The 25457-nt window shown below is 71.1% G+C and carries 26 protein-coding genes, 2 tRNA genes, 1 other RNA gene and 1 riboswitch; of the genes, 18 read left to right on the top strand and 11 right to left on the bottom strand.

Going from position 1 to position 25457, the window contains the following annotated elements; genetic code table 11:
* The first annotated feature begins 18 nt into the window (after positions 1 to 18).
* Positions 19 to 921 (top strand): LCP family protein, encoded by a 903-nt coding sequence (locus ACFQE5_RS10430; RefSeq protein ID WP_379584641.1) that lies wholly within the window; start codon positions 19 to 21, stop codon positions 919 to 921.
* A 4-nt stretch (positions 922 to 925) separates the two neighbouring features.
* Here ACFQE5_RS10430 and ku read toward each other — a convergent pair whose 3' ends face one another.
* Positions 926 to 1864 carry a non-homologous end joining protein Ku gene (gene ku, locus ACFQE5_RS10425; protein ID WP_379584640.1) on the bottom strand — a complete coding sequence of 313 codons (939 nt, stop codon included), beginning with the start codon at positions 1862 to 1864 and terminating at the stop codon, positions 926 to 928.
* A gap of 99 nt (positions 1865 to 1963) precedes the next feature.
* On the opposite strand from ku, the gene ligD reads away from it, so the two are divergent.
* From ligD to ACFQE5_RS10410, 3 genes are all read left to right on the top strand, one after another.
* Complete coding sequence (gene ligD, locus ACFQE5_RS10420; protein WP_379584708.1) at positions 1964 to 2884, top strand: non-homologous end-joining DNA ligase; 921 nt, start codon at positions 1964 to 1966, stop codon at positions 2882 to 2884.
* Between the two features lie 92 nt (positions 2885 to 2976).
* On the top strand, positions 2977 to 3171 hold the full coding sequence (locus tag ACFQE5_RS10415) for an Rv0909 family putative TA system antitoxin (protein WP_379584639.1): 195 nt from the start codon (positions 2977 to 2979) through the stop codon (positions 3169 to 3171).
* A gap of 80 nt (positions 3172 to 3251) precedes the next feature.
* Positions 3252 to 3845, top strand: a complete 594-nt coding sequence (locus ACFQE5_RS10410) for a putative glycolipid-binding domain-containing protein (RefSeq protein ID WP_379584638.1) — start codon at positions 3252 to 3254, stop codon at positions 3843 to 3845.
* A gap of 79 nt (positions 3846 to 3924) precedes the next feature.
* Here ACFQE5_RS10410 and ACFQE5_RS10405 read toward each other — a convergent pair whose 3' ends face one another.
* Both ACFQE5_RS10405 and ACFQE5_RS10400 read right to left on the bottom strand, forming a co-directional pair.
* The gene (locus ACFQE5_RS10405) at positions 3925 to 4875 is read right to left on the bottom strand and encodes a prephenate dehydrogenase (protein WP_379584637.1); all 951 of its coding nucleotides are present in this window, start codon (positions 4873 to 4875) and stop codon (positions 3925 to 3927) included.
* Positions 4876 to 4930: 55 nt separating this feature from the next.
* Complete coding sequence (locus ACFQE5_RS10400) at positions 4931 to 6259, bottom strand: amidase (protein WP_379584636.1); 1329 nt, start codon at positions 6257 to 6259, stop codon at positions 4931 to 4933.
* A 145-nt stretch (positions 6260 to 6404) separates the two neighbouring features.
* Between ACFQE5_RS10400 and ACFQE5_RS10395 the strand changes: the two genes are divergently transcribed.
* The 4 genes from ACFQE5_RS10395 to ACFQE5_RS10380 all read left to right on the top strand — a co-directional run bounded on the left by ACFQE5_RS10395 (position 6405) and on the right by ACFQE5_RS10380 (position 8148).
* Positions 6405 to 6926, top strand: a complete 522-nt coding sequence (locus ACFQE5_RS10395) for a tRNA adenosine deaminase-associated protein (RefSeq protein WP_379584635.1) — start codon at positions 6405 to 6407, stop codon at positions 6924 to 6926.
* Positions 6923 to 7417 (top strand): nucleoside deaminase, encoded by a 495-nt coding sequence (locus ACFQE5_RS10390; protein ID WP_379584634.1) that lies wholly within the window; start codon positions 6923 to 6925, stop codon positions 7415 to 7417. Before ACFQE5_RS10395 ends, ACFQE5_RS10390 begins: the two co-directional genes overlap by 4 nt.
* A gap of 27 nt (positions 7418 to 7444) precedes the next feature.
* Positions 7445 to 7534 (top strand) — tRNA-Ser (locus ACFQE5_RS10385).
* 278 nt (positions 7535 to 7812) lie between these two features.
* Positions 7813 to 8148: a hypothetical protein gene (locus ACFQE5_RS10380; protein ID WP_379584633.1), complete on the top strand. Its 336-nt coding sequence runs from the start codon at positions 7813 to 7815 to the stop codon at positions 8146 to 8148.
* 113 nt (positions 8149 to 8261) lie between these two features.
* On the opposite strand, the gene ACFQE5_RS10375 is transcribed toward ACFQE5_RS10380, so the two are convergent.
* From ACFQE5_RS10375 to sugE, 3 genes are read right to left on the bottom strand one after another with little or no spacing between them, the layout of a single operon-like run.
* The gene (locus ACFQE5_RS10375) at positions 8262 to 9065 is read right to left on the bottom strand and encodes an enoyl-CoA hydratase-related protein (RefSeq protein ID WP_379584632.1); all 804 of its coding nucleotides are present in this window, start codon (positions 9063 to 9065) and stop codon (positions 8262 to 8264) included.
* A 43-nt stretch (positions 9066 to 9108) separates the two neighbouring features.
* Complete coding sequence (locus tag ACFQE5_RS10370) at positions 9109 to 9711, bottom strand: DNA-3-methyladenine glycosylase I (RefSeq protein WP_379584631.1); 603 nt, start codon at positions 9709 to 9711, stop codon at positions 9109 to 9111.
* Positions 9712 to 9741: 30 nt separating this feature from the next.
* The gene (sugE, locus tag ACFQE5_RS10365) at positions 9742 to 10056 is read right to left on the bottom strand and encodes a quaternary ammonium compound efflux SMR transporter SugE (RefSeq protein WP_379584630.1); all 315 of its coding nucleotides are present in this window, start codon (positions 10054 to 10056) and stop codon (positions 9742 to 9744) included.
* A 15-nt stretch (positions 10057 to 10071) separates the two neighbouring features.
* A riboswitch (guanidine-III (ykkC-III) riboswitch) is annotated at positions 10072 to 10140 on the bottom strand.
* 236 nt (positions 10141 to 10376) lie between these two features.
* On the opposite strand from sugE, the gene ACFQE5_RS10360 reads away from it, so the two are divergent.
* Positions 10377 to 12053: a sigma-54-dependent Fis family transcriptional regulator gene (locus ACFQE5_RS10360; RefSeq protein ID WP_379584629.1), complete on the top strand. Its 1677-nt coding sequence runs from the start codon at positions 10377 to 10379 to the stop codon at positions 12051 to 12053.
* Between the two features lie 447 nt (positions 12054 to 12500).
* Positions 12501 to 13127 carry a gamma carbonic anhydrase family protein gene (locus ACFQE5_RS10355; protein ID WP_379584628.1) on the top strand — a complete coding sequence of 209 codons (627 nt, stop codon included), beginning with the start codon at positions 12501 to 12503 and terminating at the stop codon, positions 13125 to 13127.
* Between the two features lie 141 nt (positions 13128 to 13268).
* On the opposite strand, the gene ACFQE5_RS10350 is transcribed toward ACFQE5_RS10355, so the two are convergent.
* Positions 13269 to 13356, bottom strand: a tRNA-Ser gene (locus ACFQE5_RS10350).
* 72 nt (positions 13357 to 13428) lie between these two features.
* Here ACFQE5_RS10350 and ffs point away from each other — a divergent pair.
* Positions 13429 to 13523, top strand: an RNA gene (gene ffs / locus ACFQE5_RS10345) — signal recognition particle sRNA small type.
* Between the two features lie 52 nt (positions 13524 to 13575).
* Positions 13576 to 15612, top strand: coding sequence for a DNA polymerase III subunit gamma and tau (locus tag ACFQE5_RS10340; RefSeq protein WP_379584627.1), 2037 nt, complete (start codon positions 13576 to 13578; stop codon positions 15610 to 15612).
* 2 nt (positions 15613 to 15614) lie between these two features.
* On the opposite strand, the gene ACFQE5_RS10335 is transcribed toward ACFQE5_RS10340, so the two are convergent.
* Both ACFQE5_RS10335 and ACFQE5_RS10330 read right to left on the bottom strand, forming a co-directional pair.
* A complete protein-coding gene (locus ACFQE5_RS10335; protein ID WP_379584626.1) occupies positions 15615 to 16274 on the bottom strand; it encodes a class I SAM-dependent methyltransferase in 660 nt (219 codons plus the stop codon).
* 19 nt (positions 16275 to 16293) lie between these two features.
* Positions 16294 to 17322, bottom strand: coding sequence for an NAD(P)/FAD-dependent oxidoreductase (locus tag ACFQE5_RS10330; protein ID WP_379584625.1), 1029 nt, complete (start codon positions 17320 to 17322; stop codon positions 16294 to 16296).
* An 80-nt stretch (positions 17323 to 17402) separates the two neighbouring features.
* On the opposite strand from ACFQE5_RS10330, the gene ACFQE5_RS10325 reads away from it, so the two are divergent.
* From ACFQE5_RS10325 to recR, 4 genes are all read left to right on the top strand, one after another.
* Positions 17403 to 18044, top strand: coding sequence for a helix-turn-helix domain-containing protein (locus ACFQE5_RS10325; RefSeq protein ID WP_379584624.1), 642 nt, complete (start codon positions 17403 to 17405; stop codon positions 18042 to 18044).
* 42 nt (positions 18045 to 18086) lie between these two features.
* The gene (locus ACFQE5_RS10320) at positions 18087 to 20471 is read left to right on the top strand and encodes an HAD-IC family P-type ATPase (protein WP_379584623.1); all 2385 of its coding nucleotides are present in this window, start codon (positions 18087 to 18089) and stop codon (positions 20469 to 20471) included.
* A gap of 125 nt (positions 20472 to 20596) precedes the next feature.
* On the top strand, positions 20597 to 20941 hold the full coding sequence (locus ACFQE5_RS10315) for a YbaB/EbfC family nucleoid-associated protein (protein WP_379584707.1): 345 nt from the start codon (positions 20597 to 20599) through the stop codon (positions 20939 to 20941).
* Positions 20942 to 20951: 10 nt separating this feature from the next.
* The gene (gene recR, locus ACFQE5_RS10310; RefSeq protein WP_379584622.1) at positions 20952 to 21569 is read left to right on the top strand and encodes a recombination mediator RecR; all 618 of its coding nucleotides are present in this window, start codon (positions 20952 to 20954) and stop codon (positions 21567 to 21569) included.
* A gap of 63 nt (positions 21570 to 21632) precedes the next feature.
* On the opposite strand, the gene ACFQE5_RS10305 is transcribed toward recR, so the two are convergent.
* Positions 21633 to 21821, bottom strand: a complete 189-nt coding sequence (locus tag ACFQE5_RS10305; RefSeq protein ID WP_379584621.1) for a hypothetical protein — start codon at positions 21819 to 21821, stop codon at positions 21633 to 21635.
* A gap of 323 nt (positions 21822 to 22144) precedes the next feature.
* On the opposite strand from ACFQE5_RS10305, the gene ACFQE5_RS10300 reads away from it, so the two are divergent.
* On the top strand, positions 22145 to 23023 hold the full coding sequence (locus ACFQE5_RS10300; RefSeq protein WP_379584620.1) for a helix-turn-helix domain-containing protein: 879 nt from the start codon (positions 22145 to 22147) through the stop codon (positions 23021 to 23023).
* Between the two features lie 12 nt (positions 23024 to 23035).
* Positions 23036 to 23221, top strand: a complete 186-nt coding sequence (locus tag ACFQE5_RS10295; RefSeq protein ID WP_379584619.1) for a DUF397 domain-containing protein — start codon at positions 23036 to 23038, stop codon at positions 23219 to 23221.
* Between the two features lie 192 nt (positions 23222 to 23413).
* Here the strand turns inward: ACFQE5_RS10295 and leuA are convergent, their stop codons facing one another.
* A complete protein-coding gene (gene leuA / locus ACFQE5_RS10290; protein ID WP_379584618.1) occupies positions 23414 to 25210 on the bottom strand; it encodes a 2-isopropylmalate synthase in 1797 nt (598 codons plus the stop codon).
* Positions 25211 to 25457 lie beyond the last annotated feature (247 nt).

The following is a 25457-nucleotide window of genomic DNA, read 5'->3' as shown; positions in this document are numbered from 1 at the left end:
CGGATCAAGATCGCGCTCGTGCTGTTCCTGGTGGCGCTCATCGGGTTCGGTGCCTACCTCGACGTCAACCTCCAGCGCACCGCGGCGCTGCCGGCCGATAGCTCGGCCTCGTCGAAGGGCACCAACTGGCTCATCGTCGGTTCCGACAGCCGCGCGGGGCTCACCGCTGAGCAGCGGGACCAGCTCGCCACCGGCGACGATGTCGGGCAGCGCACCGACACGATCATGCTGTTGCACACCGGAAGTTCGGGATCCGTGCTGGTGAGCATTCCGCGCGACTCCTTCGTCCCGATCGCGGGACACGGGACCGGCAAGATCAACTCAGCGTACGCGTTCGGCGGCCCGCAGCTGCTGGTGAGCACGGTCGAGGCGGTGACCGGGCTGCGCATCGACCACTACGCCGAGATCGGCTTCGGTGGGTTCGTCGGCGCCGTCGACGCGGTCGGCGGTGTCGACATGTGCGTCCCGGAGCCGATCAAGGACCCCAAGGCCGCGTTGAACATCAAGGCGGGCTGCCAGGAGCTCGACGGGGCGGCAGCGCTGGGCTACGTGCGTACCCGTGCCACCGCCGGATCGGATTTCGACCGGGTCGCGCGGCAGCGCGAGTTCCTGTCCGCGCTGATCAGCAGATCGACCAGCCCGGCGACCCTGCTCAACCCCTTCCGCGTGGTGCCGCTCGCCTCGGCGGTGACCGGCACGATCACCGTCGACAGCTCCGACCACATCTGGAACCTGGCCGGACTCGGGTTCGCGATGCGCGGCATCTCCGGTGGCGAGGGGATCTCCACGACCGTCCCGGTCGGATCCACGCCGACGATCGGCGGTTCCTCGGTGGTGCGCTGGGACAAGGCGCGGGCCAGCGCGCTGTTCGCGTCATTGGCCAACGACGAACGGCCGTCGTCGACGGCGCTGGGGCCGTAGCGGCTCAGGCCGGTTTGCGGGTGCGTTTGCGGGCGGCAGGCTTGTGGGTCTCGGCTTCGTCCGCCGAACGCGCCCTGCTCCCCGTGGCCTGCTCGTCCTCGCTCGCGGACCTGCTGCCGTCTCCCCGGGCGGCTGCCGCCCGCCGCCGGGTACCGCCGGACGAGCTGCGGGCCGCCTCCACGCTGCGTTGCAGCGCGGTGAGCAGGTCGGTCATGCTGTCCCCCTCGTCGTCCGCCGCCGCGGGGACGGGGGTCGGCTGGACCTCTCCGCTGGTGCGCTTGGACTCGATCAGTGCGAGGACGGCCTCGCGGTAGTCGTCGCTGAACTCGGTCGGGTCGAAATCGGCGCCGAGGCTCTCCACCAGCGAGGCGGCCATCTGCCGCTCCTGCGGCCGCAGCTCGACGTCGGCGTCGAGGATGTCGAACTCGGGCTCGCGCACCTCGTCCGGCCAGAGCATCGTCTGCAGCAGGATGGTCTTCCCGCGCACCCGCAGCAGCGCCAGGGTCTCACGCTGGCGCAGCGACACCTTGACCACCGCCACCCGATCGGTCTCGGTGAGCGACTCCCGCAGCAGCGCGTACGGCTTGGCCGCCTTGTTCTCCGGTTCCAGGTAGTAGGTCTTGTCGAACAAGATCGGGTCGATCTGGTCGGCGGGCACGAACTCGATCACATCGATCTCGTGGCCGGTCGCGGTGGGCAGAGACTCGAGATCCTGCTCGGTGAGCATGATCAGATCGCCGTCCTCGGTCTCGTACCCCTTGACGATGTCGGCGTACTCGACCTCCTCGCCGCAGACGGTGCACGTCCGCTTGTAGCGGATGCGCCCGCCGTCGGCCCCGTGGACCTGGTGGAACCGGATGTCGTGGTCGGTCGTCGCCGCGTACATCTTGACCGGCACACTGACCAGACCGAACGAGACGGCGCCACTCCACATCGCTCGCATGGACAAGCCTTCCCGCCTGGGTCGCCCGATACGCGCGACCCCGCCCCGGCACCAGCGCAACATGACGACGTTCAGTGACAGCATGACGGTGTGCAGCCCATGCTCGCCACCCCCGGATCGCTACCGAGCGGTCCCGGATGGGTCTACGAGGTCAAGTGGGACGGCATGCGGCTGCTGGCCGAGGTCGCCGACGGACGGCTGCGGCTGGTCAGCCGCAGTGGACGGGAGATGACCGGCAACTTTCCCGAGCTGACGGGCCTCACCCGGGTCGCACCCGACCTGCTCGTCGACGGCGAGGTGGTGCTCCTCGACAGCGGGGTCCCTAGCTTCGGGGCGCTGGCCGACCGCATCCACAAACCGGTGAGCGCGGCCCGCGCGCGGGCTCGCCCGGTGACGTTCATGATGTTCGACGTGCTGCGGCTCTACGGGGTGTGGCTGTTCGACCGTCCGCTCGACGAGCGGCGCGCCACCCTGGAACGGCTCGACCTGACCCCGGTTCCCGCCGTGGCGCTGTCCCCGGTCTATACCGACGGCGCCGCCCTGCTGGCCGCGACGTCGAGCCGCGGGATGGAGGGGGTCATCGCCAAGCGGCTCGACTCGCCCTACCGGCCCGGGCGGCGCAGCCCCTCCTGGGTGAAGGTCACCCAACGGCACACGCAGAGCTGCCTGGTCGGCGGGTGGCGGCCGGAGCGCCGGGACCTGGCGCGGATCGGGGCGCTGCTGCTCGGCGTCCCCGGGGCCGACGGGCGGCTGCGCTACGCGGGCCGGGTCGGGTCCGGACTCGCGGGCGACGCGGTGCAACGGGTGCTGGTCGATGTGCTCGCCGAGCTCGCCGTCGTGGACCAGCCGTTCCTCGTGCGCCCGCCCCGGGCCGATGCCGCCGGTGCGCGGTGGTGCGAGCCGCTGGTCGTCGTCGAGGTCGCACACCTGGGCTGGACCGACGGCGACCGGCTGCGCCAGCCCGTACTGCGCGGCGTGCGCGACGACGTCGAACCTGGCGAGGTCCGGCGCGAACCGTGAGCCATCGGCACGACCGAGCGGGCTGCTGGCCCTCGCATCGCGGCAGAGGGCAGGATATGCGCGTCGAGACGTTCGAGACGGAGGGCGACAGGATGGATCTGAACTTCCTGAAGGGCAAGGCCGAGGAGTTGCTCAACGAGCACGGGGACAAGGTCGAGGCCGCGGCCGAGAAGGTCGGCGATCTGGTGAAGGATAAGTACGGCCATGAGGAGCAGGTCGACCTGGCCGTCGACAAGATCAAGGAGATGATCCCGGACCCCGAGGCCGGGCAGCCGACGGGTCAGTGACGGGATCGGAGAGGATCCCCGGTTCCCCCGGTCGGTGGCCTGTGGCCTGACCGGCCCGTCTGAGGAAGGCGTCCGCGCTGATGACAGCGATGTCGATGACCAGCCTGCTCACCTGGCAGGCCGACGGTCAGGTCGGTCTCGAAGGGGTGCGCGTCGTGCGCGGCTCCAGCGGCTTTCGCGCCCTCGGCCGGATGATCCGGCCGGGGGCCGGCGGCGGGTTCACCGCCTCCTACCGGCTCGTCATCGCCGAGGACGGTGGCGTTCAGCGGGTCTCGGTGACCTCCGCGACGCCGGAGCGCGAGAAGCATCTGACGATCAACCGGACCGATGACGGCTTCTGGTTGCTCGATACGGGCTCGGGCAGTACGCGGGGCGAGTTCGACGGGGCCGTCGATGTCGACATCGAGGGCAGCCCGCTGTTCAACACGCTCCCCATCCGCAGGCTCGGGCTGCACCGGGAGATGGGCGATCACACCCTCCCCATGGTCTTCGTGTCGTTGCCGGGACTCGAGGTGGAGCTCGTCGAGCAGCGTTATCGCACGTTGTCCGCACTGGATGAGGGTGGCGCGGCCGTCGTCCGGTTCAGCTGCCGCGACGTCACGGCCGACCTCGTCGTCGACAGCGACGCCATCGTGATCAGCTATCCGGGTCTGGCCAACCGCGTCCCCTCCTAACGCCCTTCCCCGCGAGTCGGGGTATTTCCGAGCGCGAGTCGGGGTATTTCCGAGCGCGAGTCGGGCTCGGGGCGCGGCGTCAGGGCGCCCAGCCGACCACGACGTCACCGCGCCGGCCGAGGTCTCGCAGCTCGGCCAGCACCCCGGGCCCGTTGAGCTGGATTCGAGTCGCCGCCGGCGACCGGGATGCCATCCAGCGTTGCCGCGCCGCGTAGCCGGCCTGCACGGTGGCGGCAAGACCGCCGGTCGAGGCCAGCGAGCCGCGCATGACCCCGAGCCTGCCAAGAGCGTCATCCACCGCGGCGAGCAGGGCGTCGCGGTTGCCCTCACACATTGCGAGCACCAGCTCAGGCCGGGTGCCCGCCACCCGGGTTCCGTCAGCGAACGAGCTCGCGGCGAGTGCGAGCGGCAGCTCGTCCCCGGCTTGCCCGGCCCCGACCGCGGCGAGCACCGCGGCGAGCAGATGGGGCAGGTGACTGATCTTGGCAACGGCGTGGTCGTGCTCGTCGGCCGCCGCCGGGACGACGTGGGCGCCGCACGCCCAGGCCAGCTCCGCGACATCCGCCCAGACCTCCAGGTCGAGCCCGTCGTCGGCCGCGACCACCCAGGCTGCGCCGGTGAACAGCCCGGCACTGCCGGCGGCCCAGCCCGACTCCGCGGTGCCCGCCATCGGGTGACCGCCCACGTAGCGGGCGCGCGGCGCGTGTGTCGCGACGGCGTCGGCCACCGCGACCTTGACACTCACCGCATCCGTCAGCCTGATGGCCGGAGCCACCGCGTCGATCCGGCGCAGGACCGCGGCCAGCGCGGGCAACGGGACGGCGAGGACGACGAGCGCGTCCGTGGCTGCGGCGCGACGCAGCGCCGCATCGAGATCGGTGGACACAGCAAAACCGTCCGCCCTGGCCGCCGCGGCGGTCGGCTCCGAGGCGCTGGTGCCCCAGACCTCGCGACCTGCCTTTTCCGCGGCGCGCAACAGCGAACCACCGATCAGACCCGTCCCCACCACACATACGGCCCGCTCTGCCACGGCGCGACACCCTACCCCTGTGAGTGCGGAACGGTGTGAGAACACTGTTCCGCACTCACAGCTGCTCGAGAGCTGCGGCGACCCGCATGATGCCCCGCTCCTCCAGACCGACCCCCACGATCTGTATCCCGAGCGGCAGGCCTCCATCGGCGGCTGGGTGGGGCACCGAGATCGCGGGCCAGCCCGCCAGGTTGAACGGAAGGGTCAGCGCCAGCAACGAGCTGGCCACCGGAACGACCCTGCCGTCCATGTCGATCTTCGTCTGTCCGATGGGGGTGGCCCGCAGCTGGGTCGTCGGCAGAACCAGCACGTCGACCCCGTCACACGCATCGCGCAGGGCGGCGACGAGGCGCCGCCGGGCGCGCTGCGCGTTGATGTACGTCCGGGCCGACAACTGCGCGTTCGGCTCCAGTCGGGCCAGGGTTATCGGCTGGTAGTCGGCGCCGCGTTCGGCGAGCCACGGCGCGTGCGTCGCGAACGCCTCTGCGCCGACGATCGCCGGGTAGATGCTGGCCAGCTCGTCGATCATCGGGGTGGAAACGTGGGTGACCTGAGCGCCCGCCTTCTCCAGCAGCGCCACTGCCTCCGCGACCCCCGCGTCGAGCACCGGATCGGCGGCCTGCCAGTACGGGTCGGGCAGCACCCCGACCCGCACCCCCGACACGCCGGGGGCCTGAATGCCACCGCCGGTTCCGTCGGCTCGGCTGAGCACGTCCCACGCCACGCTCGCGGAGTGCACGTCGGCGGTGAGCAGGCCGACGTGGTCGCAGGTCTCCGACAGCGGGAACACGCCTTCGGTGGACAGCCGGCCTCGCGTCGGCTTGAGCCCGATCACCCCGCACAGCGCGGCGGGGGTGCGCACGCTCGCGCCCGTATCGGTGCCGAGTGTGAGTGGCAGGTGACCGGCCGCAACCGCGGCTGCCGAACCCGAGGACGACCCACCGGTGATTCGTGACGGATCGAGCGGGTTGCGCGCCGGCCCGGTCGCCGAGACGTCGCCGGTTGGCCCGTAGGCGAACTCGTGCGTATGCAGCTTCCCGACGATCACCGCGCCCGCCTCGCGCAGTCTCGCGACGACCGGGCCTTCGGTGCTGGCGGGCGGCGCGTCCGCGAGGATCTTCGAACCGGCCCTGGTGGGCAGGCCGACGACATCGAACAGATCCTTCACCCCGACCGCGATGCCGTGCAGCGGCCCACGCCACTGTCCCCTGGCGAGTTCCTCGGTACGGGCGGTGGCCTCGGCGATGGCCCGCTCGTCATCGAGCACGACCACGGCGTTGTGTTCGTCGGCATGCAGCCGGTCGAGAACGTCGCGGACATGTTCGGCGGGAGAGAGCTCGCCGGAGCGCAGCGCCAGGGCGAGATCGCGGATCGAGAGGGTCACGACTCCAGCTTGCCCGTCGCCGACCGGGCTGGTCCTCCCGGGTCGTGAGTGTGAAACAGTGTTCTGGCACTGTTTCACACTCACGGCAACACGACGGATCGAGATGTGGCTTGGACCACAGTCGAGTACGGCATACCGTAGTGTTATGGCTGTGCAGAGTGTCGAGGCACCCGCAGACGTGCGGGAACAGGCCCTGCCCGGGTATGCGGTCGCCGCGATCCGGGAAGACGGGCGCTGGCGTTGCACACGCCTGGCCCCGGAGGCCCTGGTCGATCTTGACACCGCCATCACCGAGCTGCGCGCGTTGCGCTCGACGGGAGCGGTGCTGGGTCTCCTCGACGTCGATGACGAGTTCTTCGTTCTGCTGCGGCCCGGTCCGGGCGGGGTGGCACTGATGGTGTCCGACGCGGTGGCCGCGCTCGACTACGACGTTGCGGCCGATGTCCTGGATCTGCTCCGCGTCGAGCTGCCGCCCGAGGACGACGCACTCGACGCACCGCCCTGGCCGGAGGGGGACCTGAGCATCCTCGCCGACCTCGGGCTCCCCGCCGACGAGCTCGAGGTGCTCGCCGCAGAGGTCGAGCTCTATCCCGACGAGCAGCTGGCGGCGATCGGCCGCCGCTGCGGGTTCGCCGAGGCACTCGCCGAGGTCGTCGACGCCGGGTGAGGAACGCGGGTGACGAGGCGCTGGTCCGGCGTGCCCTGAGCGTCGCCACCACCGCGACGAACACCGGTGACGTGCCGATCGGCGCGATCGTCGTCGATCCCTCGGGCCGTGAGATCGCCGCCGCCTGCAACGCCCGCGAGGCGCTCGGTGACCCGACGGCGCATGCCGAGGTGATGGCACTGCGGGCAGCGGCAGCGACGGTGGGGGAGTGGCGGCTGGAAGGCTGCACGATCGCGGTCACCGTCGAGCCGTGCACGATGTGTGCGGGCGCGATCGGGCTGGCTCGGATCGCGCGCGTGGTGTTCGGGGCCTGGGAGCCGCGGACCGGCGCGGTCGGTTCGCTGTGGGACGTGCTGCGCGACCGGCGGCTCAACCATCGCCCCGAGGTGCTCGGCGGGGTGCTCGAGGATGAGTGCGTGGCACTGCTGGAGGACTTCTTCGCGGGGCAGCGCTGCCGATCCTCGGTCCAGTCCGGCCCGCCCGGCGGGTGACGACCCGGGTTGGGTACGCTTCTCGGCGGTAGCGTGTCCGAGCGGCCGAAGGAGCACGCCTCGAAAGCGTGTGAGGGTTCACGCCCTCCGTGGGTTCAAATCCCACCGCTACCGCCACTGAACAGGCGAAACGCCGGGCCTCCCGAACAGGGAGCGCCCGGCGTTTCGGCTTCTCGTCTCATGTCCAGTCTCATTCGCCGTCCGCGGGCGGGTCCCCGCCCTGCCAGATCGGTGCGGCCGATCATCGCGGCCGCGACAGATCCGGGCGCGGTCGCGCCTCCGGCGAGTCGGCAGGTGCGCGGCGGGCCGGGATCCGTACTGGCACCGATGTGGCGGGCGGCGCAGCCGGACATCGTGTGAGCCACCTGATTCCGTCCACCACGGGGAGTCCCACCATGGAACTGATCATCATGCTGTTGGCGCCGTTTCCCATCGGGTTCTTCGTCAAGAATCGGATGGCGGCCTACCTGTCCTACATCACCGTCCACGGGTTTGCGTTCACCTACCAGTCGACCTATCTGGTGCTCTTCTGGATCGGTGGCGAGTCCACCGCCTTCGGCACGTACCCGAACCCGGATGAGGGTGAGATCCTCGCCTACGGCGGGGTGAATCTGGCGATCTTCCTCGTCGGACTCGGCCTGGTGGCGCTCGGTCAGTGGCTGGCTGCCCGCCGCCGACGGACCGCGGCCGCGAACCGAGGCCCCCACACCGCGGCCGAGGTCGCTTCCTGAGTGACCGTCCGACGGGTCGAGTCGCGAAGCTCTGGGGCCATGGCGGGCTCGTCGTCCGGGTGAGCGCGTCGTGGCGCTGCTCGCGGTGTCCGTGATCGGATGTGCGGCCTGGCTCAATGCCAGTTGACGTACCGGACGAAGTCCGGCTTGCGCTTCTCGGCGAACGCGGCCGCGCCCTCGAGTCCTTCCGGGGAGGCGGTGAACAGGTCCAACGCGGACATCGCCAGGTTGGAGAGCCCGGCCTGATGGTCGGTATCGGCGTTGAACGACTGTTTGAGGAACCGGATCGCTGTCGGGCTCTTCTCGGCGACCTCGTGGGCCCACGCCTTGGCCTCGTCGAGCAGGCGTTCGGCCGGTACGACGGCGTTGACCAGACCCATCCGTTCGGCCTCGGCGGCGCTGTACTGACGGCACCAGAACCAGATCTCCCTGGCCTTCTTCTCGCCGACGACCCTGGCCAGGTAGGCCGACCCGAAACCGGCGTCGAACGAGCCGACCCGAGGGCCGGCCTGGCCGAAGCGAGCGGTCTCGCTGGCGATCGACACGTCGCACAGCACATGCAGAACGTGACCGCCCCCGATCGCGACGCCGTTGACGGCGGCGATCACCGGCTTGGGGATGTCGCGGATCAACTTGTGCAGGTAGCCGATCTCGAACATGCCGCTCTCGGTCGGGCCGTAGTCACCGCTTTCGGCGCGCTGCTTGACATCCCCGCCGGTGCAGAACGCCTTGTCGCCCGCGCCGGTGAGGATGACCGCCTGGACCTGCCGGTCGGCCCACGCCGCCCGGAAGGCCTTGATCAGCTCGTCGACCGTTCGGCCGCGGAAGGCGTTGTAGCGCTCCGGCCGGTTGATCGTGATGATCACAACGGGTCCGTCGATCTCGTAGCGGATGTCCTCGTAGGTCTGCGCTGTCACGCCTGTCACGGTGCCGGAGCCCGCCCCCGGCGTCCAGGAGATCTCACGTGGCCCGCCAGCAGCCCACAACATGATCGTCGACGATGCCGACGGCCTGCATCAGTGCGTAGCAGGTGGTGGGTCCGACGAACCGCAGACCGCGCCGCTTGAGCTCCTTGGCCATCGCGGTGGACTCCGGTGAGACGGCCGGGACGTCGGCCGGCGTCGCCGGACGAGTCCGCCCGGCCGGATCTGGGGCGAACGACCACACCAACTCGTCGAGCGGAACGTCGAGGTCGAGCACCTTGCCGGCATTGTGCACAGTGGCCTCGATCTTGCGTCGGTTCCGCACGATTCCCGGATCGCCGAGAAGCCGCGCCACATCGTCCTCGTCGAATCGGGCGACGAGCTCCGGGTCGAAACCGGCGAATGCCGTGCGGAACGCCGGGCGTTTCCGCAGAATCGTCAGCCATGACAGCCCCGATTGAAACGCCTCGAGGCTGATCCGCTCGAACATGGCCACCATCCCACGCAGCGGTACGCCCCATTCCTCGTCGTGGTAGGCGAGGTAGTCGGGTGCCGAGCCGGTGGCCCAGCCGCAGCGTGGACGGTCGTGGGAGTTGCCGGCCGTTTCCCGCAGGCCGGCGCTCTCGGACTCGGATGACATGCCGGAAGTGTCGCGGACGGGACCGACGGTTCAGCTCAGGAGCTTCAGCCCGGCCACGCCCGCGATGATCGCAACGAGACAGAGCAGCCGCGCGACCGTCGCGGGCTCACCGAGCAGGACCATCCCGTAGATCGCCGTGCCGACCGCGCCGATGCCGACCCAGACCGCGTACGCCGTGCCCACCGGCAGCGAGCGCAGCGCGATGGCCAGACCGACCATGCTCAGCACCATGGCCACCCCGAAGACGATCGACGGTGCGGGCCGGGAGAACCCTTGCGACTGGGCCAGCGACACCGCCCACACCGTCTCCAACAGTCCCGAGACGACCAGCACGACCCACGCCACGACGCCACTCTCCGTACCGCGTCGTCTTGTCGCTCTCCGGGTACGGCGCGTCTCGTCCGGGGGTGCCGCCTGGCTGCGGGCCCAGTGCGACCGTACCCATCGCCGTGCGGCGACAACCTGATGTTGTTCAGATTCCGTACACCTCTGCGCGGCCGAACCGCGGACGATGAGGTGGCGGCGCGACACCGCGGCCGTGACGTCTTCGCGCGGGCCCACCGCCGTCCGGTACCGCCCGGCTCGGCCCGTGACCAGGAAGGGGTGCGGGCCGACGGGCATTGTGCGAGCGTCACGGGCAGGGATCTGTGGGCCGAGGAGACGCGATGAGGACCGGAACCGCATGGGAGCAGTTCCAGACCGGCGAGGAGCCGCGCGACGTGCGCGGCGAGGTGCTCACCTCCTGGCGCCGGTCGCGGATCAATGGGGTCGATCCCGAGTACGTCGACGTTCCGTACGTCGAGACGGATGTCGACACCCAGTTCGTGCGCGTCGCGGTGCCCATCCTGACCCGGATGGCCGAACTGATCACCGGCGAGCAGACCTGTCTCGCCCTGGCCGATGCCAGCGGTCGGGTCGTCTGGCGCTGGGTGTCCGAACCGGCGCTGCGCAACACGCTCGACGCGCTGTCGGTCGACCAGGGCTACTGCTTCGACGAGGAGTTCGTCGGCACCAACGGTCTGGGCACCTCCCTGGAGACCGGGCGAATCGCGATCATCCGTGGCTCGGAGCATTTCGTCCACCGCTTCCACAGCGTCACGTGCGTCGCGGCGCCGGTGCGTCATCCGATCACCCGCCGGACGCTCGGAGCGGTCAACGTCACCTGCCGTGCGGAGCACACGAGCTCGCTGCTGTCGGTCGTCGTGCTCAAGCTCGTCGACGAGATCCGGGCCGGTCTGCTGGCCGCCGCGGCACCGCGAGAGCGGCAGCTGCTCGACGGGTTCCTCTGCGAACAGCGGCGTACGACCGCTCCGGTGATCTCGGTCGGTGAGGGGATCGTCATCGCCAACCGGGCGGCCGTCGAGCTGGGTCTCGACCAGCATGAACTGTGGGACGAGCTGCGCGGCGCGCCGGACGGTGCCCGCATCGACCTGCGCCCCGACCTGTCCGGACGGCTTCGGCTGCTGCGCGACGGCCTGGTCACCACGGGTGCCGTGCTCACCCTCAGCGGTCCCGTCCCCGAACCCACCCCACGCCGGCGGACCCGGGACGAGCCGGTCGCGCCCAGCATCTGGGAGCGGCTGCTCGCGCAGGCCGAGCAGCTGGTCGGCGAGGGGCCGTTGACCGTGCGCGGCGAGCCGGGCACCGGCAAGGCGACGCTACTGACAGCGGCGCTGACGGCCCGGTACGGCGTGGATCCCGTGGTGGTGGACGCCGCTACCTGCCCGGTGGAGGGGTTGGCGGTCTGGGCGGGCCGATTCGGTGCGCATCTGGCCGACCCCGAGGTCCCGCTGGTGCTGCGGCATGCGGAGCTGCTGAGCGAGGAGGCGGCGCGCGCGGTGGGCGCACTGCTCGCCGGCGGGCAGGCTCCGCTCGGTGTCACCCTCACCGTCTCCGACGCCAGCCGCGCGGATATCCCTGGCCGGTTGCTTGACCGGCTCGGCGGGGCCGCGATCACCATCCCGCCGTTGCGCCGCCGGACCGCCGACATCATCGAGCTCGCCTCCCGCGAGCTGCGCGAGCATGGTGCGCGGCTGTCGTTCGCGCTGGAGGCGCAGACCGCACTGCGGCGCTACGACTGGCCCGGAAATGGCCGCGAACTCGCCGCGGTGGTGCGGGAGGCGGCGCGCCACTCCCGGGGCGGCGTGGTCGGCCTCGACGCGTTGCCGGCGGAGGTCCGGGCGGCCTCCGGCCGGCGGGTGCTCACCCCTCTGGAGCGTGCGGAGTCGTCGGTCATCGCGGCGGTGCTGCAGGAGTGCGGCGGCAACAAGTCGGCCGCGGCGAAGGAACTGGGCATCTCGCGGACCGCGCTGTACGCGAAGATCCGCAGCTACCGGCTCTAGGTTCCGCGTCTGGGAGCGGGGTTCCCCCAGGCGTGCCACCCCGGATGGCCGCCCACCGGTGGGTCACCCCGGCGACGCGCGCCCGGGCGAAGGGAACCCCGCCGCGCCACCCTGCCCACTCCGAGCCGGCTGGAATCACCCGGAGCTGCTTGCGGCGACACATGAACCGTAGGGGCGATCCGTGTAGTTGTGGCAGCAACTTTGGGTGAACGGCCGGATCCATGCGGTCGGCGGCATTGGACGCCGGCTCTCGGCAGCACCGGGCCGGCCCTGGACCGATGCTCGACATGCGCAGTGGCCACGGCGTAGCCTCGCCTGCCCACCGCTCCGGACACGAGCGCAGCCCGAGGTGGGGCATGGCGCCATTCGTCCAGAGGACGGACTGGAGGGATCGGGATGCCTGTTCGCGAGCATTTCTTACATCCGGTGGGGCGAGGAGCCATTTACGTGACGCATCGGAATGCGCAGCCCCGCGTCGACGAGTCGGCCTATATCGCACCGACCGCAGTGCTGTGCGGCGATGTGACGGTGGGCGCGCACAGCCGGGTTCTTTTCGGCGCTGTGCTCACGGCCGAAGGCGGTCCCGTGGTGATCGGTGCGAACTGCATCATCATGGAGCAGGCCGTCATCCGCGGGGTGCCTCGGCATCCGGTCCGGGTCGGTGACAACGTGCTGATCGGTCCGCATGCGCACCTGACGGGCTGCGTGGTCGAGGGGGACGCCCGGATCGCGACCGGTGCGATGCTGTTCAACGGCGCGCGGCTGGGCGCGACCGCCGAGGTCGAGTTCGGCGCGGTGGTCCACGTGAACACGGTGGTACCGCCCGGAATGGCGGTTCCGATGGGTTGGTTCGCCGGTGGTGATCCGGCCGAACTGATCCCGCCCAGCGATTGGGACCGTATTCGTGAGCTCATGGGTCCGCTCGACTATCCGGGGACCGTTTTCGGAGTGAGCCACGGCCCCGGTGGGGATTCGGCGATGCCGGACATCGCGCGCCGCTATGCCCGAAGCTTGGCGATGCATCGATACGACGAGGTCTACGACGGAGCGCAGGACTCCGGGACGCGGTTGTAGCTCACGCCGCGGCGTTGCCCCGGCACACCGCCGCACATCCTCGGGGTCCGGCCGGCCCCGAAAGGAGACTGCGACTGAGACCGAACGACCAACGCCGGGCCTTCCCCGCACGGGGTGGTCCGGCGTTGCTGCTGGTCGCGGTGGCGGAGGATGCGGGATTCGAACCCGCGAGGGGTTGCCCCCAACACGCTTTCCAAGCGTGCGCCCTAGGCCACTAGGCGAATCCTCCGCCGACGAGGATAGCTGGCGCCCCGGCGGCGCCCCTCGGCGGGATCGGTCGGCGCAAGCGACTACACTCGGCCCCGGACCCCGCGCGGCGTCCATCCTGTGAACTCCCCCAGGGCCGGAAGGCAGCAAGGGTCAACGGGCTCTGGCGGGTGCGCGGGGTCCCCTTTCGTGTCGCGGCCCGGCTGGGGCCGCCGTCGGGACAGGTGGGTAGCCTCGCGACGTGGCGCTGGCTCTGTACCGCAAGTACCGTCCGGCACGGTTCGCCGATGTCGTCGGGCAGGAGCACGTCACCGAACCGCTCGGCACGGCGCTGGCGGCTGGGCGGATCAATCACGCGTACCTGTTCTCGGGGCCGCGCGGATGTGGCAAGACGTCGTCGGCGCGGATTCTGGCCCGCTCGCTGAACTGCGACCGCGGTCCGACGCCCGACCCGTGCGGGACCTGTCCGTCCTGCATCGCGCTGGCCCCGGAGGGGCCCGGGTCGATCGATGTCGTCGAGCTCGACGCCGCGTCGCACGGCGGTGTCGACGACGCCCGTGAGCTGCGCGACCGTGCCTTCTACGCGCCGGCCGAGTCGCGCTACCGGGTGTTCATCGTCGACGAGGCGCACATGGTCACCACGCAGGGCTTCAACGCGCTGCTGAAGATCGTGGAGGAGCCGCCGGAACATCTGGTCTTCGTGTTCGCGACGACCGAGCCCGACAAGGTGCTGCCGACGATCCGCTCGCGCACCCATCACTACCCGTTCCGGCTGATCCCGCCGGGCACGCTGCGCGCGCTGCTGGAACGCATCTGTACCGAGGAGGGCGTCGTCGTGGCGCCCGCGGTCTACCCGCTGGTCATCCGGGCGGGCGGCGGCTCCGCTCGTGACTCGCTGTCGGTGCTCGACCAACTCCTGGCCGGGGCGGGCGAGGAGGGCGTCACCTACGAGCGGGCCGTCGCACTGCTCGGAGTCACCGACGTCGGACTCATCGACGATCTCGTCGACGGGCTCGCGGCGGGTGACCACGCCGCCGTGTACGAGGCCGTCGACCGGCTGGTCGAGGCCGGCCACGATCCGCGCCGGTTCGCCGCCGATCTTCTTCAGCGACTGCGCGACCTGACGCTGCTGCAGGCGGTGCCGGAGGCGGCGAGCCAGGGGCTGGTCGAGGCCGCCGACGACGAGCTGGCCAGGATGGTCGAGCAGGCCGCCAAGCTCGGGCCGGCCACGCTGAGCCGCTACGGTGAGATCGTGCACGACGGGCTCACCGAGATGCGGGGCGCGACGGCGCCGCGGCTGCTGCTCGAGCTGTTGTGCGCGCGGATGCTGTTGCCTGCCGCGTCCACCACCGATGTCGGCCTGCTGGAACGACTTGAGCGGATGGAACGGCGGATGGCCATCGCCTCCGGCGAGTCATCTCCGGCGCCCGGCGATGCCGCATCCGCCGAGGAGCCGCCGGCACCGGGACGCCGCCGGTTCGTCCGCCCCGCCGCGGCGGCCGCCGGGGGCGGTGCCGGACCGGAGGCACCGGGCCGGGCGGCACCGACCGGGAAACCGGCCGGCCGCTCCCCGGAGCGGACCGAACACGACCGGGCACCCGCCGCCGCGTCCACCGCCGAGGGTGCCGCCGAGCCCGATCACGGCCGTCAGCTGCCGCGGTCGGCGTCGCCAGCCGCCGACGGCGCCCGTCCCGGGATGCCCGCCCCGGCGGCGTCCCGGTCCGGTGCCCCCGGCGCCGCCCTGGATGCCGCGACGGTGCGTCGCGTGTGGCCGGAGGTCCTGACGGCGACCAAGCAGCGGAAGATGCGGACCCACGCGCTGCTGGTCACCGCCACGGTGCGCGCGGTGGTCGATGACACCCTCGTCCTCGACGCAGGTACCGCGGCACTGGCCCGGCTGCTATCCGAGCAGAGCAACCTCGAGATCATCGCGGAGGCGCTGCACGCCGTCCTCGGCGTGCGCTGGCGGGTCCGCTGCGAGTTCGGTGACGGTGAACCGGTCGCCCCGGCACCGGCGCAGGTCCGCAACCCGCCGCCGCGGCGCCCGAACCGTCCCGAGCCCGTCCGTGGTGAGGAGTTCCGCCGTCCCCCTGCGGACGACGTTCCGCCGCCGTTCGAGCCGCCCGCCGAGGAACCGCCGCCGGACGACGAGGAGGCGATGATGGCCGAGGCGGCCGCCGAGCCACCGGGCGAGCCGGTCAGCCGTCGTGATCCGGAGGAGGCGGCGATCGAGTTGCTCAGCTCCGAACTGGGGGCACGAGCGATCGACCCGCGCTGATGTCAGGGGAACTCAGCGTTCGACGCGGCGGCGTGACGGCGTGCGCACAGGACGGCGTCGATCGCCGGGGCGCGGTCGCCGTGGTGATCGGTGGCCGGTCGCGCCCGGGCCTCGGCGACGAGGATGTCCCACCGGTCGGGGTCGAGGAGCGTGGCGACCTGCCCGGCCGTGACGTGCACGTCCGGTGCGCAGACATGCGAGGTGTGCGGGTCCGACGGGTCGTGGCCGACGATGAGCAGGGTGCCGCCCGGCGCGACCGCCGCGGCCAGCCGGCGGAACAGCGCGCGTGGCTCCACCCCGTGCACGTAGTGCGTGGAGACCAGATCGAACTGTTCCTCGGTGGGTGTCCAGGTGCCCAGATCGGCCGGTAACCAGTCGATCCGGCCGGCGACGTCGGTGCCGAGGGACTCGGCGTGCTCGCGGGCGTGACGCAGCGCAACGGTGGAGACGTCCACGGCCATCACCCGCCAGCCGTGCGAGGCGAGCCAGACGGCGTCGGCCCCGTGGCCGCAGCCCGCGTCCAGCGCCGTGCCGGGGGTGAGATCTCCGGCCACGGCCACGAGCTGCGGGTTGGGCGCCCTCTCCCGGACGGCGTCGGCGTGGTCGCGGTAGGCCTTCGCCCAGTGCTGTTCCCAGTACGCCGTGCTGAAGTCTTCGGCCATGACGGGCGTCCTTCCGGGTTCACAGGCCGTGGCGGCGCTCGCCGGTCACCAGCTCGCCGATGCGGGCTTCGGACTCGGCCGAGAACGACGCGCGGTGGGCGGCGACGGCCTGACGGGTTTCGTCGGCGACCAGATCGGCGTTGAGGTGAGCCGCCGCGGCCGCGCCCGCCGCGGCGGCGGCGCCGACCTGGGCGGCTGGATCGGTGACGTTGCCCGCGACCCACACCCCGGCCACGTCGGTGCGGCCGGTCGCATCGGCGAGCAGGTGCTGTCCGACCCCGCTGGGGTGTTCCACCGTCCGCAGCCCGAGGCGGGACAGGAAGCCGGCGCGCGCCACCAGGTACGGTGCGACCGCCAGCGCCTCACGGCCGACCACGGTGCCGTCGGTGAGTCGCACACCGGCGAGGCGGTCCTCGACGATCTCCACAGACGCCACCTCGCCGACCACCATGCCGATGCCGCGGGCGGCCAGCTGCTCGGCTTGCTCGTCGGTGGGCGGCAGGGTGTGACAGAAGTAGGTGATATCGGTGCTCCACTGACGAAACAGCAACGCCTGGTGCACCGACAGGGGCCCGGTGGCCAGCACGCCGATGGCCCGGTCCCGGACCTCCCAGCCGTGACAGTACGGACAGTGCAGCACGTCCCGGCCCCACCGAGACCGCAATCCCGGGATGTCCGGCACCTCGTCGACCAGCCCGGTTGCGACCAGTATCCGGCGGGCGCGGACCGTCCGGCCGTCGGCCAGCGTCACCGCGAAACCCGCCCCATCGGCGCCGACCTCCCGCGACACGGCGTCGACCTCGCCGGTCACCACCTGGCCGCCGTAGCCGCGGACCTCGGCGCGGCCGCGCGCCAGCAGCTGCATCGGCGCAGTCCCGTCCAGGCCCAGCAGCCCGTGCACACCGGCGGCCGGAGCATTCCGCGGCATGCCCGCGTCGATCACCACGACCGACCGCCGGGCCCGGGCGAGCATCAGTGCTCCGCTCAGCCCCGCGGCGCCGCCGCCGATCACCACCACCTCATAGCTGTTCCTCAGCTGATCGTCCATCGTGACCACCTCCGTGGGAGACCATGCTCCGGCGCCGGTAGTCCTGGCAACGTTCGTTGCCAAGATGGCAAACTCTTGGCATGGACGACGACCTCCACCGTGCGCTCGACGCGGTCGGCCCCCGGTTACGCGCGCTGCGCAGGCAGCGCGGCACCACGCTGGCCGACCTCGCGGCGGCCACCCGCATCTCGGTGAGCACCTTGTCCCGGCTGGAGTCCGGGGTGCGGCGGCCGACCCTCGAGCAACTGCTTCCCCTGGCCAAGGCCCACGGCGTCACCCTCGACGAACTCGTCGACGCCCCACCGACCGGGGATCCGCGCATCCACCTGCGCCCGGTCACCCGGCACGGCATGACCATCCTGCCCCTGACCCGGCGGGCCGGTGGCATCCAGGCATACAAGATCGTCATTTCGGGCACGGGGGGCCGCCGGGAACCCGATCCCCAGACCCACGAGGGCTACGACTGGCTCTACGTCCTCAACGGGCGCCTTCGGCTCATCCTCGGGGAGCACGACCTCGTGCTCGCACCCGGCGAAGCCGCGGAGTTCGACACCCATCTACCGCACTGGTTCGGGGCCGCCGGTCCCGAACCGGTCGAGTTCCTCAGCCTGTTCGGCACACAGGGCGAACGCGCCCATCTCCGCGCCCATCCCAGGGCGAGCCCCCCCTCGGACGACCCGGCTCACGACCCGCGCCGGGAGGCCGCGCACGACGTGCGGTAGCAGTCGGCGACCGGCCGCCGGGTCTGCGTAGGCTCAGGTCACGTGTCCACCATTCGCCAGCGCACCGACGTCGCCACCGGGCTGACCGCCGCGCAGGTCGCCGAGCGGGTCGCCGAGGGCCGGACCAACGACGTCCCGGCGCGGGCCAGCCGCACCGTCGGCGAGATCGTTCGGGCGAACGTCTTCACCCGGTTCAATGCGATCGTCGGGGTGCTCTTCGCGATCATCCTGGTGATCGGTCCGATCCAGGACGGGCTGTTCGGCTTCGTGATCATCATCAACACCGGGATCGGCATCGTCCAGGAGCTGCGCGCCAAACGGACCCTGGAACAGCTCGCGATCGTCGGGGAGGCCCGGCCGCGGGTTCGCCGCGATGGGGCGCTCATCGAGCTGTCGCCGAGCGGGGTGGTCCTGGACGACGTGATCGAGCTGGGTCCCGGGGACAAGATCGTCGTCGACGGCACGGTGCTGACGGCGGACGGCCTCGAGGTCGACGAGTCCCTGCTCACCGGCGAGTCCGACCCGGTGCACAAGCAGCCCGGTGACCCGCTGCTGTCGGGCAGCTTCGTGGTCGCGGGCGGCGGCGCGCAGCAGGCGACCAAGGTCGGCCGGGAGGCCTATGCGGCGAAGCTGGCCGAGGAGGCCAGCCGGTTCACGCTGGCGAGCTCCGAGTTGCGCTCCGGGATCAACCAGATCCTGAAGATCATCACCTACCTGATGGTGCCCGCCGCGGTATTGATCATCTACAGCCAGTTCCGGACCGCGGGCACCGACGCCGACGACGCGTTGCGCGGCATGGTGGCCGCGCTCGTCCCGATGGTGCCCGAGGGGTTGGTGCTGCTCACCAGCATCGCGTTCGCCGTCGGGGTGGTCCGCCTCGGGCGGCGCCAATGCCTGGTGCAGGAGCTCCCGGCGATCGAGGGTCTGGCTCGGGTCGACGTCGTCTGTGCGGACAAGACCGGAACGCTCACCGAGAACGGGATGCGGTTGGCCCGGGTGCTGACCCTTGACGGGTTCGACGAGGCCCGGGTGCGTTCGGTGCTCGGGGCGCTGGGTGCCGCGGACCCGCGCCCGAACGCGAGCCTGGCGGCCATCGCCGAGCACTGCGCGTCGCCCGGCTGGACCCCGACCGCGACCGCGCCCTTCTCCTCGGCCCGCAAGTGGAGCGGGGCGAGCTTCGACGGTCGCGGCGACTGGGTGCTCGGCGCCCCCGATGTGCTGCTCGCCGAGGGCAGCGCGGCGCGGGCGGACGCCGAACGGTTGGGTGCGCAGGGGCTGCGGGTACTGCTGCTGGGGCGCGCCGACGTCACCATCGATGTGGGGGCGCCGCTCGGCCCGGTGCATCCGGCGGCCCTGGTGGTGCTGGAGCAGCGGGTGCGGCCCGAGGCCGCCGACACGCTGCGCTACTTCGCCGGACAGGACGTCGCTGTCAAGGTCATCTCCGGCGACAACGCCGGGTCGGTCGGTGCGGTCGCCGCGTCACTGGACCTGCCCGGCGCGGACAGCCCGATCGACGCCCGCGAGCTTCCGCACGATCGGGCCGAGCTGGCCGGGGTACTGGACTCCGCGACGGTCTTCGGCCGGGTCACCCCGGCGCAGAAGCGGGAGATGGTGGGGGCGCTGCAGTCCCGGGGGCATACGGTCGCGATGACCGGTGACGGGGTCAACGACGTGCTCGCGCTCAAGGACGCCGACGTCGGCGTCGCGATGGGTTCGGGTAGCCCGGCCTCCCGGGCGGTCGCGCAGATCGTGTTGCTGGACAACTCGTTCGCGACGCTGCCGCACGTCGTTGCCGAGGGCCGGCGGGTGATCGGCAACATCGAGCGGGTCGCGAACCTGTTCCTGACCAAGACCGTCTACTCGGTGCTGCTGGCCATCGGGATCGGCGCGATCGGCATCCCGTTCCCGTTCCTGCCCCGCCACCTCACCCTGATCGGCTCGCTCACCATCGGAATCCCGGCGTTCTTCCTGGCGCTCGCGCCCAACACCGCGCGCGCCCGGCCCGGCTTCGTCCGCCGCGTCCTGCGGCTCGCCGCGCCGTCGGGTGTGATCGCCGGGGTCGGCACGGTCGTCGCCTACGTACTGGTGCGCGCGGACCCCGTGGCGACCCCGGTCCAGCAGAGCACCGCGGCGGTGGTCACGCTGTACCTCATCGCGCTCTGGGTGCTCGTCGTCGTGGCCCGGCCCTTCGTGTGGTGGAAGCTCGGGCTCGTCGGGGCGTCGGTGGCGGCGTTCGCGCATGCCTTGCTGTCCCCGCTCCCGTTCGGCCGGGAGTTCTGGAACCTCGACGCGGGGCACACGCCGTCGATGCTGGTCGCGCTCGGCGTCGCCGCGGCGGGCGCGGTGCTGGTGGAGCTGGCCTCACGCCAGGAACGGCAGGATTCCGGCCGAGATCGCCGCGGCGTGGCGCTCTCGGCCGGCCGGTGATGGCCGAAGGCCGACCGGCCACGCCGGACCAGCCCGGCGCGGGGTAGCCACGACGCCCCGCAGGACGCGACTACGCTGCCGGTAGGCGGTGTCCACCGGATGCCGCGCGGGGACGAAGGAGAGCGCTGGTGCAACCGGGTCAGCCCGATATGGCGATGATTCTCCAGCAGGCGCAGAAGATGCAGGAGCAGTTGGTGGCCGCCCAGGCCGAGCTGGCCGAGACGGAGGTCACGGGCCAGGCCGGCAACGGCTTGGTGCAGGTCACGATGACGGCCAGCGGCGAGGTGCGGGCGGTGCGGATCGACCCCAAGGTCGTCGATCCGGACGATGTGGAGACGCTCCAGGATCTCGTGATCGGCGCGATCCACGATGCGACCCAGGCCGCGCAGCGCATGCAGGCAGAGAAGATGGGTCCGCTCGCCGGCGGCTTGGGTGACGTGGCCGGCGGGCTGGGTCTACCCGGTATGTGATCGAGCAGCGGTGTTCGAAGGACCGGTCCAGGACCTGATCGACGAGCTGGGCAGGCTGCCCGGCGTCGGGCCGAAGAGCGCGCAGCGCCTCGCGTTCCACCTGCTGGCGGCCGACCCCGCCGACGTCACGCGGCTGCAGGACGTCCTGCAGCGGATCAAGCAGGGCGTTCGGTTCTGCGAGGTCTGCGGCAACGTCTCGGAGAAGGAGCGCTGCCGCTACTGCTGCGACGCCCGGCGGGATCCCACGATCGTCTGTGTCGTGGAGGAACCCAAGGACGTCCTGGCCGTCGAGCGGACCAGGGAGTTCAAGGGGCGGTACCACGTGCTCGGCGGGGCCCTCGATCCGCTGGCCGGGATCGGGCCCGACGCGTTGCGGATCCGCCAGCTGCTGACGCGGCTCGGTGGAACCGGGCCGGCCGCCGACGAGACCGACATCGCCGAAGTGATCATCGCGACCGATCCGAACACCGAGGGCGAGGCGACGGCGACCTACCTGGTGCGGCTGCTCCGCGAGTTTCCGGGGCTGACGGTCACCCGGCTCGCCTCCGGTCTGCCGATGGGGGGCGATCTGGAGTTCGCCGACGAGCTCACGCTCGGGCGGGCGCTGTCGGGCCGGCGGGCGCTGTAGCCCGCCGGTCGTCGTTCGGCGGATGAGGCGGTGCGGCGCCGACCCCCCGGCGGCGCAGCGCCGTCATTCGTCCTCGTCGGCCCAGCTGTCGGAGCCATGGGTCAATCGTTCGAGCCGCTGACGGCCTTCCCAGTCGCGACGCCGTTCGGCCGCGACCCAGCGCCACTGGGCCGCCGTGGCGGCGTCGAGAATACCGACGATGACCCCGATCGCGAGCAGGGCGCCGAAGCCCAGGGCGATGACCGTGATCATGGCGACCAGCCGCCTCGGCGAGCAGCCAGGGCCCTCGCCGCGCGAGCGGTGATGCGGTGGGTGTCCATCAGGTCCCCTTTCGATGTCTCCCGCACCGGCGGTTGCCGGCGTCGTGGCTCTCGGGGGTGGCGACCTCCCTTCCCGGCTGTGGCCCCAGCGGGGAGATCCTGACCGCTGATGGCAGCTGTGCTTAGATTGCCCGATGGCAGTGCATTATGCAATTGCATCTCGCTGAGCGAGAGGGAAAGCCCCGCTCGGATCAGCGCGATGACGCTTCGTGACGACGGCACGGCGGCATCGGATCTCGAGGCAGGAATGGTGGGATGGCCGAAGCGCAAGGTCCGGCCGGACCGAGGCGTCGCCTTGGCGCCGAGCTGCGCCGGCTTCGCCGCAAGACCGGGATGCACCTGGAGGACGTCGCCGCGCGGCTCGACTGCTCGACGTCGAAGATCTCCCGATTGGAGACGGGCAAGGGCATCCCGAAGCTCCCCGACGTCCGCGAGCTGATGCGGATCTACGGCGTCACCGCCGACACCGAGCGCGACATGCTGCTGCGACTGGTCAAGGACAGCCGCGCGCAGGGCTGGTGGGAGCCGTACACGGAGGGTGTGCAGCCGGCCCGGCATGTCCTGGACTCACCGGGGCGCTACGCCTCGCTGGAGACCGAGGCCGTCGCGAACCGCAGCTTCACGGCGATGGTGCTGCCCGGCCTGCTCCAGACTCCCGCCTACGCGCAGGCGCTGCTGTCGGCGATCCTGCCGCAGCACCGTGAGCGGGATATCGCACGCCTCGTCGAGCTGCGGATGCGGCGTCAGCAGGCGCTCTACCGCGCGGCGCGACCGCTGGCGCTGTCCGTCGTCATCGACGAGGCCTTGCTGCGCCGCGTGGTGGGTGGGCCGGAGCTGATGGCGGCCCAGCTGAGGGCGATCGCGGACAAGGCCGACCTGGCCAACGTGGACATCCGGGTGCTGCCGTTCGAGGTCGGCGTCCACCGTGCGCACGTCGGGCAGTTCACGATCCTCGAGCTGCGCAAGCCGCTCGGCGACGTCGTCTACATCGAAAGCCATGCGGGAGATACCTATTTGGACTCAGCGGACGACGTCGCGCTCTACGAGGAGATCTTCGCCGACGTGGCCGCGCGGGCCCTGTCGCCCAGCGAGACCAAGATCATCCTTGCGGGGTATCTTCGCCGCTACACATGAGGAAGGTGGGTCGTGACCAAGTTCGTCACCAGCAGTTTCTGCAACTTCGGCGAATGCGTCGAGGTCGGCCGCGACCCGGACGGGACCATGCTCGTACGGGACAGCAAGAACCGCGACCAGGAACCGCTGAGGTTCAGCCGCGCCGAATGGGGCGCCTTCGTCGCTGGGGTCAAGAACGGGGAGTTCGATCCCTCCTGAGGCGCCGGACGACCGAAAGCCGGGCGGACCCATCGCTCGCGCCGAACCGCAGCCCGAAGGTCGGAGGTGGTGTACTCCGACCCCCGGGCGTGCCCCGGTCGGCGAGATCGTCGCTGACCGGGACGGGTGAGGTGGCCGCAGCCTCCTGCACGAGCAGGCTCACCGGAGCGATCGTCGTCGCTCGCGGAGGCGTCAGCGCATGGCGCGGTTGACCGCCGAGACGACGGCCTTGAGCGAGGCGCTCACGATCGAGCCGTTGATCCCGATGCCCCAGAGGACCTTCTCGTCCACCGCGCATTCGACATACGCCGCGGCACGGGCGTCGTCGCCCGCCGACATCGCGTGCTCATGGTAGTCGAGCACACGGACGTCGAAGCCGATCCCGGCGAGCGCGTCGACGAAGGCCGCGATCGGGCCGTTGCCACTGCCGGTGATCTCGTGCACCTCGTTCTCCACCCGCACGGTCGCGACGATCTCGTCGGTGCCCTCGCCGTCGGACGACAGTCGGTGGCGGATCAGCTTCAGCGGGGTGACGCGCTCGAGGTACTCGGTGTCGAAGACGTCGCGCATCTCCTTGGGGGAGATCTCGCCGCCCTGGCTGTCGGTGACCTCCTGGATGACCCGTGAGAACTCCATCTGGAGCCGCCGGGGCAGGTCCAGCTGGTGCTCGGTCTTCATGATGTACGCGACGCCGCCCTTGCCGGACTGCGAGTTCACCCGGATCACGGCCTCGTAGGTGCGGCCGATGTCCTTCGGGTCGACCGGCAGGTACGGGACCTCCCAGCGGAAGTCGTCGACCGCGACGCCGGCCGAGTCGGCGTCGTCCTGCATGGCCTTGAAGCCCTTGTTGATCGCGTCCTGGTGGCTGCCGGAGAACGCGGTGTAGACCAGGTCGCCACCCCACGGGTGGCGTTCGTGGACCGGCAGCTGGTTGCAGTACTCGACGGTGCGGCGGATCTCGTCGATGTCCGAGAAGTCGATCTGCGGGTCGATGCCCTGGGTGAACAGGTTCATGCCCAGGGTCACCAGATCGACGTTGCCGGTGCGCTCCCCGTTGCCGAACAGGCAGCCCTCGATACGGTCGGCACCCGCCTGGTAGCCCAGCTCGGCGGCGGCGACCGCGGTCCCGCGGTCGTTGTGCGGGTGCAGCGACAGCACGACACCCTCGCGGCGAGCCAGGTGCCGGTGCATCCACTCGATCGAGTCGGCGTAGACGTTCGGGGTGGCCATCTCGACGGTCGCCGGCAGGTTGACGATCATCGGGGACTCCGGTGTCGGCTGCCAGATCTCACTGACCGCGTTGCAGACCTCGACCGCGTACTGCAGCTCGGTGCCGGTGTAGGACTCCGGGGAGTACTCGAAGCGCCATTCGGTGTTCGGGTACTTCTCGCTGAACCGCAGCACCTCCTCGGCGCCGCTGGTGGCGATCTTGGTGATGCCGGCCCGGTCGGACCGGAACACGACGCGGCGCTGCAGCACGGACGTCGAGTTGTACAGATGCACGATCACCCGGGGAGCGCCCTCGCACGCCTCGTAGGTGCGTTCGATCAGCTCGGGCCGCGACTGGGTCAGAACCTGGATGGTGACGTCGTCCGGGATCAGCTCACCCTCGATGATCTCGCGGACGAAGTCGAAATCGGTCTGGCTCGCGGCCGGGAAGCCGACCTCGATCTCCTTGTAGCCCATGCGTACGAGCAGATCGAACATGCGGCGCTTGCGGGCCGGGCTCATCGGGTCGATCAGCGCCTGGTTCCCGTCGCGCAGGTCGACCGCGCACCACAGGGGAGCCTTGGTGATCCGCTTGTCCGGCCAGGTGCGGTCGGGCAGGGACACCGGCTCGACCACCTCGTGGAACGGGCGGTACCGGTGAATCGGCATCTGCGACCCGCGCTGCGGGTTCCAGGGAGCCTGGTCCTCGGGAGCGGGGCGCGACGGCGTGCGCAGGCGGCTGGCGGAGGAAGCGGAGTAGGCGTCGGACGACGAGTTCACTGTGGTCGCTCCTTCGGGATGTGTGCCGGATCATTGACCGGCAAGCACGCCGAACTCCGCGACGAGGGGCCGGTCGGTCAGACCCCGCCGCGGCGGCGAAGGAGCAGGTGCGCCACGCACGAGAGGGTAGACCCGTCGCCCCGTCGCTCGGCAACCAGGTCCCGGGAATTGGGACGCAGCGCACGTCCGACACACCCGAACGGACGACAGCGGTGGGCTGTCGCGGCCGCACGAACGTGTCAGGATG

It is taken from the genome of Pseudonocardia hispaniensis, assembly GCF_042658695.1.
Taxonomy (GTDB): Bacteria; Actinomycetota; Actinomycetes; order Mycobacteriales; family Pseudonocardiaceae; genus Pseudonocardia; species Pseudonocardia hispaniensis.
Note: the sequence above shows the minus strand (reverse complement) of the source record. Positions and strands in the feature narration are given on the sequence as shown.